Consider the following 15,688-nt stretch of genomic DNA (forward strand, 5'->3'; position numbering starts at 1 on the left):
CTCACGCCTTCGTCTTGTAGCCGCGGCCCCACTGCAGTCCCCACCCGTACAGCCGGTCCAGTTCCGACTGGAAGCCGTACACGAACTTCACCTCGCGGTGGACGACGAGTTCGCCCTTGTTGTTGTTCTCGATCAGGACGACCGCGCAGGAACGGGCCTGCGGATGGCGTTCGTCGAGACCGATCTCGATGCGCGGGCCGTTGCTCGGGTACATCGTGACGACGGCGTGCGTACGGTCGAACGCGGGCGTCTGGTCGTAGATGTAGACGAAGATCAGCAGCCGTTTGAAGTCCTCCCGGTGGTCGAGGTTGACGAAGATCGTCTCGCCGGTGCCGGAGCCGAACCGGTCGTCGCCGCTGAGCTTGATGTAGGGCGGCTCGTTGAGTTCCCCGAAGAAGTTGCCGAGCGGCTGCACCACGCCCTTCGTGCCGTCCATCATCTCGTACATACACCCCAGGTCGAGGTCGACGTTGACCATGCTCTGGGTGTGCGCCTGCACGACCTCCGGGGTGAACATCCGGAGGGGACGGCGCAGCAGACTGCCTCGCTCGAGGCCGCCGATGTCCGACGTCCGCATCCGCCACGACAGGTTGATCCGCAGATTGCCCGTCGCCGCGCCCTGCTTGGTGAGCGAGACCCGGGGGTGCCGCTTGGTCATCTCGATCGCGTTGGTAGCCGCGCTGCCCGAGTCGAACTCCGTCGCCCTCCCGCGCCACACGCCGTCCCAGAAACCCATGCCCGCCCCCTGATACACACCGTCCGACAGCCGCGGGGCGGCCGCCGAGGACGAATCCTCGCGTCCGCCCCGCTCAGAGCGTTCCTCACCCCGAGGGTCGTCACACCCCGGACGAGACCTCAGCCCCCTTGTCCGAGGTCACGTCCTTTCCCTCGGTCGCGGCGAGCGCCCGGTTGCGGCGCACCGAGGACCAGAAGGACCATCCGATCAGGACGACACCGACGAGACCGGTGATCACCTCGTTGATCTCGTACTGGATGGTGACGAGGAGGATCACGGAGAGCGCGCCGATCGCGTAGTGCGCGCCGTGCTCCAGGTAGACGTACTCGTCGAGGGTGCCCTGGCGGACCAGGTAGACCGTCAGCGACCGGACGTACATGGCGCCGATGCCGAGGCCGAGCGCCATCAGGACGATGTCGTTGGTGATGGCGAAGGCACCGATCACACCGTCGAAGGAGAAGGAGGCGTCCAGGACCTCCAGGTAGAGGAACATGAAGAACGCGGCCTTGCCGGCGAGCGCGACCGCGGACCGGTTCTTGCCGGTTCGCCTGGCCGCTTCCTCCTCCTCGTGCTCCCGCTCCTCCTCCTGCTCCAGCCGGTCCTCGAAGAAGCCGGAGAGACCGCCGACGATCAGGTACGTGATCAGACCGGCGACGCCGGAGACGAGAACCGTCTGCGCCTTGTCGATGTGGGCGCCGCCGTGCTGGTGGGCGTGGGCCGCGAAGGTCATGGAGGTGATGAGCAGGACGATCAGCGAGATGCAGACCGACAGCATGTCGACCTTGCCGAGCCTGGCGAGCGGGCGCTCGATCCAGTGCAGCCACTGGATGTCCCGGTCCTCGAAGATGAAGTCCAGGAAGATCATCAGCAGGAACATGCCACCGAAAGCGGCGATCGCCGGATGGGCGTCGGTGACGAGTTGCTGGTACTGGTCCTTGTCGGTCAACGCAAGGTTGACCGCGTCTATCGGATTCTTCTTCGCCGTGACGGCGACGATCACGACGGGGAAGACCAGTCGCATACCGAAGACGGCGACCAGCACACCCACCGTGAGGAAGATCTTCTGCCAAAAGGCATTCATCTTCTTCAGGATTCCGGCGTTGACCACCGCGTTGTCGAAGGAGAGCGAGATTTCGAGGACGGAGAGGATCGCCACGATACCGAAGGCAGTCCACCCCCCGTAGAGGACCGCTGCCGCCAGGCCGATCGCGGTGACCACGAACGACCAGCCGAAGGTTTTCAAAAGCACTGGCTACCCAATCCGTATGCGAGGGGAAGATCCCCTCGTCGCCGTACCCGGCTTTACGAAACGTTGACTCCGAAGTCTAGAGCGATTCCACGCAGACCGGACGCGTAGCCCTGACCCACTGCGCGGAACTTCCATTCACCGCCGTAGCGGTAGACCTCGCCGAAAATCATGGCCGTTTCCGAGGAGGCGTCCTCGCTGAGGTCGTAGCGGGCCAGCTCCTGACCGTCGGCCTGGTTGACGACGCGGATGAAGGCGTTACTGACCTGGCCGAAGGTCTGGGCGCGTTCGTCCGCCATGTGGATGGAGACCGGGAAGACGATCTTGTCGCACTGGGGTGGAACCTTGGCGAGGTCGACCAGGATCGACTCGTCGTCACCCTCGCCCTCACCCGTGAGGTTGTCGCCGGTGTGCTCCACCGACCCGTCCGGGCTCTTGAGCTGGTTGTAGAAGACGAACCACTCGTCGCCGAGGACCCGGCCGCCGCTGCACAGCAGCGCGCTGGCGTCGAGGTCGAAGGGAGCTCCGGTGGTGGAGCGCGCGTCCCAGCCGAGCCCGATCATGACCTGCGTGAGGTTCGGTGCGGCCTTGGACAGGGAGACATTGCCTCCCTTGGCGAGCGTGACGCCCATGATGCTGGTCCTCCCCGAGGTGCTGCGTCGCTTCGGGGGCTCAGCCCCCATGGTCGGAGGTCTGTCCCCGTGGACGGAGGCGGAAACCCCGGCTGTCCCGGGGCTGGGCCCGGCGGCCCGTGCACGTTCGGCGCCGCACGGTGAGGTGCGGCGCCGGACGGCGATGAGCCTGTCGGCTCAGACGTTGACGCCGAAGTCCTGTGCGATGCCGCGCAGGCCCGACGCGTAGCCCTGGCCGATGGCACGGAACTTCCACTCGGCCCCGTGGCGGTACAGCTCGCCGAAGACCATGGCGGTCTCGGTGGAGGCGTCCTCGCTCAGGTCGTACCGCGCGATCTCCTGCTGGTCGGCCTGGTTGACGACGCGGATGTACGCGTTGCGCACCTGACCGAAGGACTGCTGGCGGTTCTCGGCGTCGTAGATCGAGACCGGGAAGACGACCTTGTCGACGTCGGCCGGCACCCCGGCGAGGTTGACCTTGATCACCTCGTCGTCGCCCTCGCCCTCACCCGTGAGGTTGTCGCCGGTGTGCTCCACCGACCCGTCCGGGCTCTTGAGGTTGTTGAAGAACACGAAGTTCTGGTCGCTGCCGACCTTCCCCGACCCGTTCAGCAGCAGGGCGCTGGCGTCCAGGTCGAAGTCTGTCCCGGTCGTGGTCCGGGCGTCCCAGCCGAGACCGATGAGGACCGCGGTCAGACCGGGGGCCTCCTTGGTCAGCGATACGTTGCCGCCCTTGCTGAGGCTGACTCCCACGAGTCCTCCATTGATGTCCGGGGGCAGGGAGCCCCGTCGTGCGTTGGTATCGGATCAACGAATCGATCCTAGTGACGGGTTCCCGCACCCCGCAGGCCTTGGGACAGAAGAATCACAGGGTGTCGAGCGCCTTGACGTACTCGTTCAGGTCACGCGCGTCGGGCAGGTCGTTGACCACGGTCCACCGCACCACGCCTTCCTTGTCGATGATGAAGGTCCCGCGCACCGCGCACCCCTTGTCCTCGGCGAAGACTCCGTACGCACGCGAAGTGTCGCCGTGCGGCCAGAAGTCGGACAGCAGGGGGTACTCCAGACCCTCCTGCTCGGCGAAGACGCGCAGGGTGTGGATGGAGTCGTTGGAGACGGCGAGCAGTTGGGTGTCGTCGTTGAGGAACTTCGGCAGGCTGTCGCGCAGCGCGCACAGCTCGCCGGTGCACACGCCGGTGAAGGCGAACGGGTAGAAGAGCAGCACCACGTTCTTGTGGCCGCGGAAGTCCGCGAGCCTCACGGTCGCACCGTGGTTGTCCTTGAGTTCGAAGTCGGGGGCCTTGTCGCCGACCTGGATCGCCATGGTCCTGCATCCCTTCGGGTGGGACTGTTCGGGTGGGAACCACCCTACGCATGGATCGCGGCAGCCCTGCGGACGGGCTGCGCGAAGTCAGCCCGTCCGGCGTTCTAGGAGGCGGGGGCCCGGGGGCGGCAGCCGCCCCCGGGCTCGATGAACGGCCCGCCCCGGCGGTGCGTCACCGCTTGGACTTCGCCGCCTTCGGCGTCACCAGCCGGGAGCCGCTCCAGTCCTTGCCCACACTGACGCTCTTGGACGCCGACAGGCCGGCCGTCGTCGAGGCTTCGGAGATGTCGCTCGGCTCCACGTAGCCCGTACGGCCGGTCTTCGGCGTAAGGAGCAGGATCGAGCCGCCTTCCTCGATGTACGTGGTGGCGTCCACCAGCGCATCCGTCAGGTCGCCGTCCTCGTCGCGGAACCACAGCACCACGGCATCGGCGACGTCGTCGTAGTCCTCGTCGACGAGCTCACTGCCGACGATGTCCTCGATGGTCTTGCGGAGCTCCTGGTCGACGTCGTCGTCGTAGCCGATCTCCTGGACCACCTGCTCGGGCTGGAACCCCAGCCTCGCGGCAGGGTTCGTCCGCTCCTCCGCGTGGTCCGCGGTCGCGCTCACGGGTTGCCTCCTGATCATGTCTTGGTGAGTATCTCAGCCCCGCGCGTACGCGAAGCATTGGCCGTAGTCCACACGGGCCGGGGCGGATCGCGCAAGTACCCGGCCGTTCAGACCGCCAAAACGGTGACGATCCTGGCCGTGTCGTCGCAACTCCAGGCACCGTATCGCGCCCCGAGGTGATGCACACCACACCGTTCTGCCCGATTTGCGCATTCCAGAACCCTTCGGGCGTACGAGAGCCGAACAACTTTGCGGAACACGTCACAGCCTGAGCGTATCGTTGCGTTTTGGCCGGGCCCGCCCCGAAGACCGGTCCACCCGGCGGGTTACCTCACGGTAGGGATGACGTTTGCTCCCCCCGAGGTACACGATGGGATCGGCGTGGGCACATGGACAAAAGCGCACGGAACAAGTGGCCCTCTGACAGGTAAGGAACAGCGTGGCTTCCGGATCCGATCGCAACCCGATCATCATTGGCGGCCTTCCGAGTCAGGTTCCTGACTTCGATCCCGAGGAAACCCAGGAGTGGCTCGACTCCCTCGACGCCGCAGTGGACCAGCGTGGCCGTGAGCGGGCCCGTTATCTGATGCTCCGTCTGATCGAGCATGCCCGTGAGAAGCGCGTGGCCGTGCCCGAGATGCGCAGCACGGACTACGTCAACACCATCGCGACCAAGGACGAGCCGTTCTTCCCCGGCAACGAGGAGATCGAACGCAAGATCCTCAACGCCACCCGGTGGAACGCCGCCGTCATGGTCTCCCGGGCCCAGCGGCCCGGCATCGGCGTCGGCGGCCACATCGCGACCTTCGCCTCCTCCGCCTCGCTGTACGACGTGGGCTTCAACCACTTCTTCCGCGGCAAGGACGAGGGCGACGGCGGCGACCAGGTCTTCTTCCAGGGCCACGCCTCCCCCGGCATCTACGCCCGCGCGTTCCTGCTGGACCGGCTCGGCGAGCATCACCTGGACGGATTCCGCCAGGAGAAGTCCAAGGCCCCGTACGCCCTCTCCAGCTACCCCCACCCGCGCTCCATGCCGGACTTCTGGGAGTTCCCGACTGTCTCCATGGGCCTCGGCCCGATCGGCGCGATCTACCAGGCCCGCATGAACCGCTACATGGAGGCGCGCGGCATCGCGGACACTTCCAGGTCCCATGTCTGGGCGTTCCTCGGCGACGGCGAGATGGACGAGCCCGAGTCGCTCGGACAGCTGACCCTCGCCGCCCGTGAGGGACTCGACAACCTGACCTTCGTGGTCAACTGCAACCTGCAGCGCCTGGACGGTCCGGTCCGCGGCAACGGCAAGATCATCCAGGAGCTGGAGTCGGTCTTCCGCGGCGCCGGCTGGAACGTGATCAAGCTGATCTGGGACCGCACCTGGGATCCGCTGCTCGCGCAGGACCGGGACGGAATCCTGGTCAACAAGATGAACATCACGCCGGACGGCCAGTTCCAGACCTACGCGACCGAGTCCGGTGACTACATCCGCGAGCACTTCTTCGGTGACGACCACCGGCTGCGCGCGATGGTCGAGAACATGACCGACGACCAGATCCTGCACCTGGGCCGTGGCGGTCATGACCACCGGAAGATCTTCGCGGCGTTCTCGGCGGCCAAGGCGCACAAGGGCCAGCCGACGGTGATCCTGGCCAAAACGATCAAGGGCTGGACGCTGGGCCCCAACTTCGAGGGCCGCAACGCGACGCACCAGATGAAGAAGCTGACGGTCGACGACCTCAAGCGCTTCCGGGACCGTCTGCACCTGCCGATCTCCGACAAGGAGCTGGAGTCCGGCCTGCCGCCGTACTACCACCCGGGCCGGAACTCGGAGGAGATCCAGTACATGCACGACCGCCGCAAGGCGCTCGGCGGGTACGTCCCGACGCGCCTCGTGCGGTCCAAGCCGCTGCAGCTCCCGGACGACGCGACGTACGCGAGCGTGAAGAAGGGCACCGGTCAGCAGTCGATCGCCACGACCATGGCGTTCGTGCGCCTGCTGAAGGACCTTCTGCGGGACAAGGAGATCGGCAGGCGGTTCGTGCTGATCGCGCCCGACGAGTACCGCACCTTCGGCATGGACTCGTTCTTCCCGAGCGCGAAGATCTACAGCCCGCTCGGCCAGCAGTACGAGGCCGTGGACCGTGAGCTGCTCCTCGCGTACAAGGAGTCGCCCACCGGCCAGATGCTGCACGACGGCATCTCGGAGGCGGGCTGCACGGCGTCGCTGATCGCGGCGGGTTCGGCGTACGCCACGCACGGCGAGCCGCTCATCCCGGTGTACGTCTTCTACTCGATGTTCGGTTTCCAGCGCACCGGCGATCAGTTCTGGCAGATGGCCGACCAGCTGTCGCGCGGCTTCGTCCTGGGCGCGACCGCCGGCCGTACGACGCTGACCGGTGAGGGCCTGCAGCACGCGGACGGTCACTCGCAGCTGCTCGCCTCGACCAACCCGGCGTGCGTGGCGTACGACCCGGCGTTCGGTTACGAGATCGCGCACATCGTGCAGGACGGTCTGCACCGGATGTACGGCTCCTCGCCCGAGCACCCGCACGGCGAGGACGTCTTCTACTACCTCACCGTCTACAACGAGCCGATCCAGCACCCGGCCGAGCCGGCGAACGTGGACGTCGAGGGCATCCTCAAGGGCATCCACCGCATCAGCGAGGGCACGTCGGGGACCGTGCCGGCGCAGATCATGGCCTCCGGTGTGGCGGTCCCCTGGGCCCTCGACGCGCAGCGGATCCTCGCCGAGGAGTGGAACGTACGGACCGACGTCTGGTCCGCGACCTCCTGGAACGAGCTGCGGCGCGAGGCCGTGGAGGTCGAGCGGCACAACCTGCTGCATCCGGAGGAGGAGCAGCGGGTGCCGTATGTGACGCGGAAGCTGAGCGGTGCCGAGGGTCCGTTCGTGGCCGTGTCCGACTGGATGCGCTCGGTTCCGGACCAGATCGCGCGCTGGGTGCCGGGGGCCTATCAGTCCCTGGGCGCGGACGGCTTCGGCTTCGCGGACACGCGCGGTGCGGCGCGCCGCTTCTTCCACATCGACGCGCAGTCGATCGTGGTCGCGGTGCTCACCGAGCTGGCCAGGGCGGGCCGGCTCGACCGCTCGGTGCTGAAGCAGGCGATCGACCGCTACCAGCTCCTCGACGTGACCGCGGCCAACCCGGGAACGGCGGGCGGCGACGCGTGACACAGCGCTCGCTCTGAACGAGGGAAGGGCGGCGGAGCACAGCGCTCCGCCGCCCTTGCGCGTTGCCGGTGTGGGGGTCTGCCTGCGCGCTGCCCCCCTCCGGCAGCGCGCCGCAGTCCGGCCGTCCTCGGGATGCACGGCACTGCCGTGCGAAGGACGTGGCCCACTGTGGCCTGCGGGGTGTGCCGGGCGGGACGGATCTTGAGCGTCTTCACCCTGATGGGTGAACTCACTCCGGCCCGGACAGGGACCCGGGCAGGGGTCAGATGTGCCCGGCCCCCGCGCCCGCCTCCGCGTTCGCGCCCCGCCTGGTGAGCAGCGCGACCAGCACCGCGACGCCCGCGACTCCGGCGGCGACCAGGCAGGCGAGGCTCATGCCGGAGATGAACGTGTCGTGCGCGACGCTCGTGATCGTCTCGGCGATCGCGGCCGGCGTGCCCTTCGCCACCGGGGCGACGCCCACCTGGACCGCCTCGGAGGCCTGGTCGAGCTGTGCGGGGGTGAGCGGCGGCAGCTTGGCGTCGGCCCAGTTGCCCGCGAGGTCGCTGTCCACGCGGGAGGCCATCACCGCGCCCAGGACCGCCGTGCCGAGGCTGCCGCCGATCTGCATCGCGGCCTGCTGGAGGCCGCCGGCGACGCCGGACAGCTCCATCGGAGCGTTGCCCACGATGACCTCGGTGGCACCGACCATCACGGGGGCGAGCCCGAGGCCGAGCAGGGCGAACCAGACCGACATGACGGCGCTGCCCGTGCCCGCCTCCAGCCTCGACATGCCGAACATGGCGATCGCGGTGAGCGCCATGCCGCCGGCCAGCGGAATGCGCGGGCCCGCCTTGGTGATCACGGCGCCCGCGAGCGGGGAGCCGACGATCATCATGCCGGTCAGGGGCAGCAGGTGCAGGCCCGCGTCGACCGGGCTCATCCCATGGACGTTCTGCAGGTAGAAGGTCACGAAGAACAGGCCGCCCATGAAGGCGATGGCCATGAGGACCATCAGGACGACGCCCGCCGACAGCGGCACCGAGCGGAACAGCGCGAGCGGGATCAGCGGCTCCTTCACCCTCGTCTCCCAGAGGGAGAAGAGGACGAAGGCCAGCACGGACGCGCCGATGAAGAGCCAGGTCTTCCCGCTGCCCCAGTGCCAGGTCGGGGCCTTGATGAGCGCCCAGACCAGGCAGAACATGGCGCTCGACAGCAGCACGATGCCGAGCAGGTCGAAGGAGCGCGGGGCGTTCTCGGCGCGGTGGTCGGTGAGGATCACCAGGCCGAGGACGAGCGCCAGCACACCGACCGGCACGTTGATGAAGAAGACGGACTGCCAGCTGACGTGCTGGACCAGCAGACCGCCGAGGATCGGGCCGCCGGCGGTGGAGGCGCCGATGACCATGCCCCAGATGCCGATCGCCATGTTCAGCTTCTCGGCCGGGAAGGTGGCCCGCAGCAGGCCGAGCGCGGCCGGCATCAGCAGCGCGCCGAACAGGCCCTGGAAGACGCGGAAGGTCACGACGAGGGCGATGCTGTCGGACAGTCCGATGGCCCCGGAGGCGCCGGCGAAGCCGACCACGCCGATCAGGAAGGTCTGGCGGTGGCCGAAGCGGTCGCCGAGCTTGCCCGCGGTGATCAGGGTGACCGCGAGGGCGAGGAAGTAGGCGTTGGTGATCCACTGGACGTCGGAGAAGCTGGCGCCCAGGTCCTTGGCGATGGCCGGGTTGGCGATGGCCACGATGGTGCCGTCGAGGGCGACCATCATCACGCCGATGGCGACCGAGACGAGGGTGAACCACGGATGCCCACGCAGCCCGCGCCCTGGCGCTGTGTCTTGCGGGGCCGCCGACGTCATGGACGCCCTGTCCCCCGGTTCCGTCGCGTCGACGGTGGTCTGACTAGTCATGCGTTCGAGGCTAGTGACAGCCACTGACAATTGACAAACATATTCACTAGTCGGTAACTGTCACGTCATCCGCCGATAGGCTGAACTGGGCGAACGAGGGAGATGAGGGACCATGGTGACGGCGTCGCGGCCGGGCCTGCGTGAGCGCAAGAAGCAGCGCACCCGGGACGCGCTGTTGCACGCCGCCCTGGAGCTGTTCCTCGCCCAAGGGTACGAGCGGACGACCGTTGACGAGATCACCGAGACCGTGGACGTCTCGCAACGCACCTTCTTCCGCTACTTCGCCGGCAAGGAGGAGGCCGTCTTCTTCGCCCAGTCCGTCATGGAGTCGCACTTCGTCGAGGCGGTGCGCCAACGCCCGCCCCTGGAGGCGCCGTTGGAGGCGCTGCGACAGGCGACCCTGGAGGTCTGGGACGGTCTCGGCGAGGTCGTCGGGCAGATCATCCCGGCCGAACTCCATCTGCACACCTGCCGGTTGATCGAGTCGACGCCGGCACTGCTCGCCACCCAGCTGCGCCGCTCGGCGGAACTCGAAGAGGAGCTCGCCCGGGTGATCGCCGAACGCGAGGGGCTGGACGTGGACACGGACCCGCGGCCGCGGGTCGCGGTGGCCGTGTTCTGCGGTGCGCTCCGCGTCACGAAACGCCTGTGGAGCTGCGGCGACGACACCAGCCCTGCCTCGATCCGCGAGCTGACCGTCAGGTATCTCGACGCCGTGCGCCCCACGCTGGCGGAGAAGTGGCGGACGGAGTGAGCGCGTACCGATCCGTACGCGTCAAGTGAATTCCCGGCGCACCAGCGGCCGGACGCGGCCTTCGGGGTGACGGCGCGATCACACGAAGTGTCAAGTGGCGTCCGTCTCATCGACTCGGGGTGACCGTCGAACGCAAGGCGCATTCGAACGGCCGCAATTGACTCACCGGAAACGTGATACGCGTCACTCGGTTAACGCGAGACACTCTCGTTCTCCTAGTGTGTCCTTCCAGTGACTTCCTTCGACACGTCCCCGCAACTCAACGTCTGGCGCGCGCTGCTCGCGCTGGGCGTGGTCTTCGTGATGCTCGCCACAACCGGCTGGACGGCCGTGCGCAGCCAGCGGGGAACCACTCCCCTCCAGGCGTCGCGCTCCGCGTGGGAGCACGGAACGATCGCCGGGCACCGGCTGCCGTCTCCCGACGCGAGCCCGGCCCGGCTCGCCCTCTTCTTCGCCTCGCTCAGCGCCCGCCAGCGCTCCGGGCTCGCCCGCCGCTACCCGCTCGCGGTCGGCAACATGAACGGGGCGCCCGTACGGCTGCGCTACGAAGCCAACCGCATCGCCCTCGGCCAGCAGCGCAAGGTCGAGCACGCCCGGATGCACGACGACCGGCTGTCGCCCGTCGGCCAGCAGGAGGCGGACCGCCGCATGCACCGCTTCCAGGCGCTGACGCGGAAGGACCGGCAGATCCTCGCCTTCGACCCGGAGGGATCGGGACGCATCGCCGAGGTCTTCGGGAACCTGGACAAGGCCCAGCGGATCTCGGTCGTCGTGCCCGGTGTGGACACCGATCTGCTCACCTTCCAGCGCACCTTCCGCAAGTACTCGGCACCGGTCGGCATGGCCCGGTCGCTGTACACGGCCGAGCGCTCGGTGAGCCCGCCGACCCGTACGGCCGTGATCGCCTGGGCCGACTACACCGCGCCCAGCGGACTGGGGATGGATGCGGCCACTGCGATGCGCGCCGAGGAGGGTGCCGTCCGGCTGAACGCCCTCCTGCGCGCCCTGCCCGGCCGCTCGCCCGTCCAGCTGTACTGCCACAGCTACGGCTCGGTGGTGTGCGGTGTCGCCGCGCCCGGGCTGCCCTCACGGGTGTCCGACGTCGCGGTGGCGGGCAGCCCCGGCATGCGGAGCCGGACGGCCACCGGACTGCACACCACGGCCCGGGTGTGGGCCATGCGGGACGCCGACGACTGGATCCAGGACGTGCCGCACCTGGAGGTCGGTGGTCTCGGCCACGGCGCCGACCCGGTGTCCCACGACTTCGGGGCGCGGGTGCTGTCCGCACAGGGAGCGAAGGGCCACGGCGGCTACTTCGAGCCGGGCACCACGAGCCTGCGCAACTTCGCCGCGATCGGCACTGGCGCGTATCAGGCGGTGCGATGCGCGCATGACGATGGCACCTGCCGGGCCGGTTTGTCCGGCACGGCGTCGGCCGGACGCGCGTAGAAAACCAGGAATTGCGGTCTGCCCGGAGAGGCGACGGAAGAGCACCTGCCGCATACGATGAGCCGCATGGGTGACGTACTGGCCGGATTTCATGCCGCCTGGGAGTTCGAGTCCGACTCCGTGCTCATCCGCTTCGAACGGGGAATCCGCACGCCGAAGCTGTTCCAGGCGCTCGGCGAACGCCGTATCCCGCTGGAGGCGATCACGGGGGTGACGCTGAGCCCGGGCAAGCGCGGGACGATCGTCCTGCGCGCGCTGCCGAGGCCCGGCGCCGACCCGCTCATGGAGGCGGCGGCCGGGCAACTCAAGGAGACCTGCGACCCCTACCGGCTGGTCCTGCCCGCCGACCGTCAGCCCTTCGCCGAGACGTACGCGGACAAGCTGCGCTCCCTGCTCACCGAGGACACCGCCCCCGCCGAGCGGTTCCTGGTCCCACCACCCGAGGCACCGCTGCAGTTCAAGGCCTACGACGGGAAGGCGTCCTTCAACGGCAAGGCGGTGTCCTTCCGGTGGTTCTGGACGGGCGCGTCCTCCGCCAAGTGGAAGGCCGGCGACCAGATTTTCCCGGTCACCGGCCTCAGCGGGGTCGAGTGGCGCTCCCCCGAAGCCATCGAGGGCCATCTGCGGCTGCTGCGCCGCGAACCTGCAGGCGCAGCGCAGCCGGATCAGGATCCGGCCGCCGTCGTCTTCGGGCGCGGGTACGGGCCCGTTCACGAGTCGCTGCCGTTCGCCGCGGCGGTGCTGGCCGCGGTGCGCTGCGCCGGTCCCGCCGTTCCCGCCCCGGCCGCGGTGCCCACGGCTCGCCGGGACCCGGCGGACATCGCCGAGCGGATCCGGCATCTCGGGGAGCTGCACAAGGCGGGGCTGGTCACGGACGAGGAGTTCTCCACGAAGAAGGCGGAGTTGCTCGCGGAGCTTTAGCACCACGCCCGTGCAGGGGCGCGGTGGCCCGCGGCCCTGCAGAAGGCAGCGCCCGCTCCAGCGTGGCGCGGGACGCCTCGGCGTCGGCGTGGCCGTAGGCGAAGCTCATGCCCATGCAGCCGAGGCCCTGGACACCGACCTCGGGTCCGCCCTCGCCGAGCCGTACCACCGGGATCCTGCTGTCCGTCATCGGGTTGCGATCCTCTCCGCTTCGCAGTGGCGCCCCGCCTCCGCGTAGAAACTGATCTTGCGGTCCAGTACGGCGAGCGTGTCGTGGAGTTCGGCGATCCGGGTCAGGACGTCACGGCGGGTCGCCTCCAGCAGCTCATGCCGCTCGCCGTAGGAGCTCTCGCCCACGCGCACCAGTTCCGCGTACCGGACCATGTCGGCGACCGGCATCCCGGTCAGCCGGAGCTTGCCGACCAGGTCGAGCCAGTCCAGGTCGCGGTTGGTGTAGCGGCGCTGGCCGGTGTAGGAGCGGTCGATGTGCGGCATCAGCCCGATCCGCTCGTACCAGCGCAGGGTGTGCGCCGTCAGGCCGGTGAAGGCGGCGACCTCGCTGATCGTGTAAGGGTCCTGCCCGTCGGGGCGGGGGTGCCGCGGGGGCGGGGTGGAGCAGATGTCGGTGCGAGTGGGAGCGTGCGGAGTGTCCTCGGTGGCCACGGCAGTGGTATGCATCACCGTCATGGCCTCCACGCTATGGGGTTGGAGTGCACTCCAAGCAAGCGGATTGAGGGGGAATTGGCGAGCCCTTGCCGGGCGGGCCGATTAGCGTGCCCGTCATGAGTCTCGTACGCCGGGCCGTGCCCGAGGACGCCGAAGAATTGCTGCGACTGCGCCAGGTGATGCTGGATTCCGTCTTCTCCGCCGGGTCCGACACCCAGTGGCAAGCGGAGTCCCTGCCGACCGTGCGCCACCGGCTCGCCATTCCGGACGGCGGCTTCGCGGCGTTCGTGGTCGACCATCCGGAGCGGCTGGGCGCGCTGGCGGCGCTGGCGGCCGGGACGCTCGAGTACCGGATCGGCCGCAAGGGCAACCCGCACGGACGGGTGGGGCATGTCTTCAGCGTCGCCACCGACCCCGGCATGCGCCGCCACGGGTACGCCCGCGCCTGCATGGAGTCCCTGCTGGACTGGTTCCGGGAGGAGGACGTGCGGCAGGTCGACCTGAACGCGTCTGCCGAGGCCGAGCCGCTGTACGCGTCGCTGGGTTTCGTCCGCAAGCCGGACCCCTCGATGCGGCTGGAGCTGTGAGCCGCATAGGCTCGTACGCATGTCCCTGCAGAGCCTGGCGCTGATCGAGAACTGGCCCGTCCCCACCGCCGCCGCGGCGGTCGTCCGCGCGGACGGCACCGTGCCCGGCACGCACGGCCCGGTCGACCACCGCTTCCGGCTGGCCTCGGTCACCAAGCCGCTCGCCGCCTACGCGGTGCTCGTCGCGTACGAGGAGGGGGCGATCGAGCTGGAGGAGCCCGCCGGGCCGCCCGGCTCCACGGTCCGCCATCTCCTTGCGCACACCTCCGGGCTGGCGTTCGACGAACACAGGGTGACGTCGGCGCCCGGCGAGCGCCGGCTGTACTCGAACGCGGGCTTCGAGGTGCTGGGCGATCATGTGGCGAAGGCGACGGACATCCCGTTCGCCGAGTACGCCCGCCAGGCGGTCCTGGAGCCGCTGGCCATGACCTCGACGAGCCTGGAGGGCTCCCCGGCCAAGGACGGCGTCTCGACGGTCTCGGACCTGGTGCGGTTCGCGGCCGAGGTGCAGGCGCCGCGCCTGCTGGACGCGCGGACGGTGGCCGAGGCGATGACGGTGCAGTACCCCGGCACGAAGGGCGTCCTGCCCGGCTACGGCCACCAGAACCCCAACGACTGGGGCCTCGGCTTCGAGATCCGCAACTCCAAGTCACCGCATTGGACGGGGAGTTCGTCCTCACCTCGCGCCTTCGGGCACTTCGGCCAGTCGGGCACGTTCCTGTGGATCGACCCCGACGCCGAGGCGGCCTGCGTGGCCCTGACGGACCGCGCGTTCGGACCGTGGGCGATCGAGACGTGGCCGGTGTTCACGGACGGGGTGCTGGCGGAGTTGCGCACTTCCTGAAGGCGCCCCGGGTGAGGCACGACACGCCTTCCGTAGCCGTTCGTACGGTAGGAAGGAGCGTGTCAGCCGGGGATTGAAGATCTCTCCCGCCTGAAGGCGGGAGATTCCGGCCTACCTTGCGGTGGTCGGTTTGACGCCTCTGGTGCGCCTTACGGTTGCGCTTCCCGCAGCCGGGACGAGCGCGTGGCCCGTCCGGTACAGGTGCAGGATGTTTCGGGCCGCGTTGAAGTCTGCGTTCCCGGTCCAGCCGCACTCGTGGTTCTTGCATACGAACAGGGCCTGCGATTCCCGGTTGCCGGGGGCGATGAATCCGCAGGCGTGGCAGCGCTGCGATGTGTGTCGCGCGGGTATCGCTGCCAGGGTTCCGCCGTGGCGTTCGAGCTTGTAGGCCAGCATGCGGCGCATGCGTCCCCAGGATTCCTGGAGGATGCTGCGGTTGAGTCCGGCCTTCTGTGCCACGTTGGTGCCGGGGTTGTCCACGGTGCCCTTGGCGGAGCGGGTCATGTTCGTGATGTCGAGGTCTTCCACGGCCACGGTGCTGTAGGTGCGGGCGAGGGTGGTCGTGGTCTGGTGCTGCCAGTCCTCGGCGCGGCGCTTGGCTTTCGCGTGGAGCCGTCGGATCTGGTCGTAGGTGTTCTGCAAGCGGCGGGAGGTGGGCTCGCCTCGCTTGCGGAACGACTTGCGGTGGGCTGCTTCCCGTTCCAGGGCGAGGAGCTTGCGCTTCTCGTTGGGGGTGAGCCATTTGTTCCGGTCAGCACTGCCGTCGGGAAGCCGGTGCGGACGGCCGTGGTCCTGGTGGTTGCCGTCCGCGAGGGCCAGGGGGATGACGACTCCGGCGTCG

At 68.7% G+C, this 15,688-nt stretch carries 15 protein-coding genes and 1 pseudogene; 6 read left to right on the forward strand and 10 right to left on the reverse strand.

Features of this window, described 5'->3' with window-relative positions:
• Position 1 precedes the first annotated feature (1 nt).
• The 6 genes from BIV24_RS27170 to BIV24_RS27195 form a co-directional block, all read right to left on the reverse strand.
• The gene (locus BIV24_RS27170; RefSeq protein WP_071369100.1) at positions 2–736 is read right to left on the reverse strand and encodes a TerD family protein; all 735 of its coding nucleotides are present in this window, start codon (positions 734–736) and stop codon (positions 2–4) included.
• Between the two features lie 100 nt (positions 737–836).
• Positions 837–1,985, reverse strand: a complete 1,149-nt coding sequence (locus BIV24_RS27175) for a DUF475 domain-containing protein (protein ID WP_071369101.1) — start codon at positions 1,983–1,985, stop codon at positions 837–839.
• A 53-nt stretch (positions 1,986–2,038) separates the two neighbouring features.
• The gene (locus BIV24_RS27180; RefSeq protein ID WP_071369102.1) at positions 2,039–2,614 is read right to left on the reverse strand and encodes a TerD family protein; all 576 of its coding nucleotides are present in this window, start codon (positions 2,612–2,614) and stop codon (positions 2,039–2,041) included.
• A gap of 177 nt (positions 2,615–2,791) precedes the next feature.
• Positions 2,792–3,367 carry a TerD family protein gene (locus BIV24_RS27185; protein ID WP_071369103.1) on the reverse strand — a complete coding sequence of 192 codons (576 nt, stop codon included), beginning with the start codon at positions 3,365–3,367 and terminating at the stop codon, positions 2,792–2,794.
• Between the two features lie 112 nt (positions 3,368–3,479).
• Complete coding sequence (locus BIV24_RS27190; protein ID WP_071369104.1) at positions 3,480–3,938, reverse strand: peroxiredoxin; 459 nt, start codon at positions 3,936–3,938, stop codon at positions 3,480–3,482.
• A gap of 172 nt (positions 3,939–4,110) precedes the next feature.
• Positions 4,111–4,548, reverse strand: coding sequence for a DUF3052 domain-containing protein (locus BIV24_RS27195; protein ID WP_071369105.1), 438 nt, complete (start codon positions 4,546–4,548; stop codon positions 4,111–4,113).
• A 439-nt stretch (positions 4,549–4,987) separates the two neighbouring features.
• On the opposite strand from BIV24_RS27195, the gene aceE reads away from it, so the two are divergent.
• On the forward strand, positions 4,988–7,735 hold the full coding sequence (aceE, locus tag BIV24_RS27200) for a pyruvate dehydrogenase (acetyl-transferring), homodimeric type (protein ID WP_071369106.1): 2,748 nt from the start codon (positions 4,988–4,990) through the stop codon (positions 7,733–7,735).
• A 262-nt stretch (positions 7,736–7,997) separates the two neighbouring features.
• Here aceE and BIV24_RS27205 read toward each other — a convergent pair whose 3' ends face one another.
• Positions 7,998–9,575: an MFS transporter gene (locus BIV24_RS27205; RefSeq protein ID WP_071369107.1), complete on the reverse strand. Its 1,578-nt coding sequence runs from the start codon at positions 9,573–9,575 to the stop codon at positions 7,998–8,000.
• A gap of 163 nt (positions 9,576–9,738) precedes the next feature.
• Between BIV24_RS27205 and BIV24_RS27210 the strand changes: the two genes are divergently transcribed.
• The 3 genes from BIV24_RS27210 to BIV24_RS27220 all read left to right on the forward strand — a co-directional run bounded on the left by BIV24_RS27210 (position 9,739) and on the right by BIV24_RS27220 (position 12,750).
• On the forward strand, positions 9,739–10,380 hold the full coding sequence (locus tag BIV24_RS27210) for a TetR family transcriptional regulator (protein ID WP_071369108.1): 642 nt from the start codon (positions 9,739–9,741) through the stop codon (positions 10,378–10,380).
• Between the two features lie 231 nt (positions 10,381–10,611).
• Positions 10,612–11,829, forward strand: a complete 1,218-nt coding sequence (locus BIV24_RS27215; protein WP_071369109.1) for an alpha/beta hydrolase — start codon at positions 10,612–10,614, stop codon at positions 11,827–11,829.
• A gap of 66 nt (positions 11,830–11,895) precedes the next feature.
• A complete protein-coding gene (locus BIV24_RS27220) occupies positions 11,896–12,750 on the forward strand; it encodes a DUF4429 domain-containing protein (RefSeq protein WP_071369110.1) in 855 nt (284 codons plus the stop codon).
• A 46-nt stretch (positions 12,751–12,796) separates the two neighbouring features.
• Here the strand turns inward: BIV24_RS27220 and BIV24_RS35735 are convergent.
• Together BIV24_RS35735 and BIV24_RS27225 are read right to left on the reverse strand one after the other, a co-directional pair.
• Positions 12,797–12,940: pseudogene (locus BIV24_RS35735) on the reverse strand (aldo/keto reductase); the annotation flags it as partial.
• Complete coding sequence (locus tag BIV24_RS27225; RefSeq protein ID WP_071369111.1) at positions 12,937–13,437, reverse strand: MerR family transcriptional regulator; 501 nt, start codon at positions 13,435–13,437, stop codon at positions 12,937–12,939. The pseudogene BIV24_RS35735 and the gene BIV24_RS27225, both read right to left, overlap by 4 nt.
• Before the next feature lie 95 nt (positions 13,438–13,532).
• Here BIV24_RS27225 and BIV24_RS27230 point away from each other — a divergent pair, with 95 nt between their 5' ends.
• Both BIV24_RS27230 and BIV24_RS27235 read left to right on the forward strand, forming a co-directional pair.
• Positions 13,533–14,003, forward strand: coding sequence for a GNAT family N-acetyltransferase (locus BIV24_RS27230; RefSeq protein WP_071369121.1), 471 nt, complete (start codon positions 13,533–13,535; stop codon positions 14,001–14,003).
• A 19-nt stretch (positions 14,004–14,022) separates the two neighbouring features.
• Positions 14,023–14,847 (forward strand): serine hydrolase domain-containing protein, encoded by an 825-nt coding sequence (locus tag BIV24_RS27235; RefSeq protein ID WP_071369112.1) that lies wholly within the window; start codon positions 14,023–14,025, stop codon positions 14,845–14,847.
• A gap of 111 nt (positions 14,848–14,958) precedes the next feature.
• Here the strand turns inward: BIV24_RS27235 and BIV24_RS27240 are convergent.
• Positions 14,959–15,688: RNA-guided endonuclease InsQ/TnpB family protein (locus tag BIV24_RS27240; RefSeq protein ID WP_143064673.1), on the reverse strand; the 730-nt coding region annotated here is incomplete at its 5' end.

Origin of the sequence: Streptomyces colonosanans (assembly GCF_001866645.1) — a bacterium.
Taxonomy (GTDB): Bacteria; Actinomycetota; Actinomycetes; order Streptomycetales; family Streptomycetaceae; genus Streptomyces; species Streptomyces colonosanans.